Origin of the sequence: Peribacillus kribbensis DSM 17871 (assembly GCF_000430765.1) — a bacterium.
Classification (GTDB): Bacteria; Bacillota; Bacilli; order Bacillales; family DSM-1321; genus Paraperibacillus; species Paraperibacillus kribbensis.
On the sequence record NZ_AUMQ01000055.1, the window covers coordinates 1 to 2,584 of the forward strand.

Genomic DNA, 2,584 nt, shown 5'->3' on the forward strand with positions numbered 1-2,584 from the left:
CCTCTCCAAGCGCAATCCAAGCTTCAGCACTGCGAGCCATTTTTCCCGACCACCTAACCACGCCCCAGCCTTACAGCCCCAAGGGTTTAGAAGGGCATAAGTTCGTTATAAAGATTTAACAGTATTCCCGGGGTCCCTCAACCTAAAAATATATATTCAATATTATATAAGCTTATCCTACATATAAAAAGCAAAATATTCGCTCACTTCAGAACCGAATAGCAGGAACAATTACAAGTAAAATCGAAATATGACCGCATGAACAAACGCATGACTGCAGTCATGCTCATAACCGTATCAATCTGTTGATATACGTGACGATAGTTCTCAATGACTGTATAGTGAAGAATGTGAGGTGACTGCATGAATAACCATATCGAATGGTTAACCGTATTAGCTATTGAAAAACAAACAAAAATACCCAACGCAACCATCCGAAGGTACATTCGGAATCACGGGCATCATCTTAACATTCGGAAAAAAGGAAAAAGCTATTTCATTGCTTCCGATTCAATCCCTATAATGCTTGATATTCGAAAACAATATGACGATGGTAAGAGCCTAGAAGAAGTAGAAAAGACATTAATTCAAAAAGGCACAGCGATGACTATAACCGTGACCGAAGATGACCAACAGATGACCATAAATATCGGCGAAGCCTTACAGGATATGAAATCAGCCATGAACGAACAGAACGAAGTCATTCAGTCACTGGTTGAACAAATACAAAAACAACAGGAATACATAGACAAAAAATTAGAAGAACGAGATAGAAAGTTAATGACTGCTATAAGAGAAAGCCAGGAAGCCAAAAAACAGCTTGCTGCAGCTGCTCTTCCGGAAGAAATACAATCACCACCCAAACCTCCTCAAAAAAAGTGGTACCAATTCTGGAAATAAAAAGCCAGAGTAAATTACAGACAAACAATTTTAAAACAGTTATGTTCCTTTTATCCTCACTATGTCACAATCCTTTTCAAACAGGGCTTATGCCCTGTTTTTCACACTCAAATAAAAAAAACCCTGCAAAGCAGGGAATTATATAAACACATAATTATATAATTTAATAATTTCATAATTACATAAAAGCAATTGATTTCACATAGTATAACTGGGTATACTTTACGTATTAAATCGTTTTATTGTCTTAAGAAAGCCGCTAACTTTCTTTCGACTTAATTTTTCATGACGTATGTTTTTAAGCCTATGTGCCAATAGGCTGTGACTTTTTGGATCTCGTCTGAAACATCGTCATTCTGATCACTCTCAATGTGAATCAGATCATTTTCTTTTTCTGCGAGGCGTAATTCGTCTCGTATTTTTTTTAGACTTTTTCCCCATGCAACAAGCCGCTTATTAGCCATAGCACCATCCAAAGTAAAGACAGTTTCTATTTTCTGTTCTTCCGTACCAGTTAAAATATCGGTGTCTTTCACAGTGTACTTAGAAACCTCTAGAATAGCTTTTTGCACTGCCTTTGCTTCACTAATCGACTTTTCGATATCAGCAACAATCTCTTCAAAATTTTTCTTCGTCTTTTTCGCCCTAACTGCCTGAACATGAACAACCGGAGTGTAATCCAACTTCATTGCTCGCTGCCAAAGACTTGTCCATTCTTCTTGAGGAATATATTTGTTTTTCCGGCTAAAATACATTGGTTTCACCGCTATGAGTACATGAAAATGAGGATGATACGTATTATCTTCATTATTCTTGGTAATTTCCAAAGCTCTGAACCATCCCTCGATAGATTCATCAACACGTTTATATTTCAATAAACGGTTGTAGCCTTGCATCATATCTTTAATCGTATCCTCTAATTCATCACCCCGGCAGTTCTTCACCGTAAGTGTTAAGAAAAGCCATCTGAGTTTCTGCCTATTATTTGCTACTTCCACTATTTTTTTATTCTCATACGTCAGCTTCAAAGATCGTCGCCAATTACACATAGGGCACAATCGGACCTTACAGAAAAATGCTTGATTCAGCTTTAACCCTGCACTGGTTTTTTTAAAGGTGAGAATATCACCACATCCAGTCATCCTCTCAGCTTTCTTCACTAAGTTAGCTTTTTCAAATAAGGAAGCAGTTTTCAAAGACATTTGTTTTTTCTCATTCCATGGTCTTTCCTTACCACTCTTAGAAATATCTTTGAGTGGTTCTAGCAATATATAAAACCTCCTTTTTTAATTCCGACAATTCAACTACGAATAAAGGCCGGGACCCTTGATAAATATGACCTTAAGCGTGTTTTTCAAAATCTTGTTGTTTCTATATGTATCAAGATAAGAAGAATTCCGCTCCGCTACATTCTAAAAACATCAAAACCAAAACCCAATAAATCTATAATCCTACAATCGCCAGAAGATTGTCCATATCAAACTATAAATATTTTTTAAACCTTCGGCTGGTAGCTGCCCGGAAGATCCGTCATGCTCCAAATCCTAGCACAACCTTCAGCTTGATGAAATCTCAAAACACGAAACTCCAAAAGAAAAGCTCTACAATGCCATTATCAAGGGTTGCTACGCTCCCGCTCCGCAAAACTTTAGCTATCGCTAAACTTCAAGCCCTTGACAATAGC

Annotated in this window: 2 protein-coding genes; one reads left to right on the forward strand and one right to left on the reverse strand. The window is 37.4% G+C overall.

The features are described from left to right. The first annotated feature begins 363 nt into the window (after nucleotides 1-363). Nucleotides 364-900 carry a DUF3967 domain-containing protein gene (locus H539_RS28365; RefSeq protein ID WP_051348546.1) on the forward strand — a complete coding sequence of 179 codons (537 nt, stop codon included), beginning with the start codon at nucleotides 364-366 and terminating at the stop codon, nucleotides 898-900. 275 nt (nucleotides 901-1,175) lie between these two features. Here the strand turns inward: H539_RS28365 and H539_RS0111070 are convergent, their stop codons facing one another. Continuing rightward, nucleotides 1,176-2,168, reverse strand: a complete 993-nt coding sequence (locus H539_RS0111070) for a protein rep (protein WP_245602165.1) — start codon at nucleotides 2,166-2,168, stop codon at nucleotides 1,176-1,178. Nucleotides 2,169-2,584 lie beyond the last annotated feature (416 nt).

Coding starts and splice junctions, on each gene's coding strand:
- H539_RS28365 (WP_051348546.1), top strand. CDS start 364: ATGAATAACCATATCGAATGGTTAACCGTATTAGCTATTGAAAAACAA.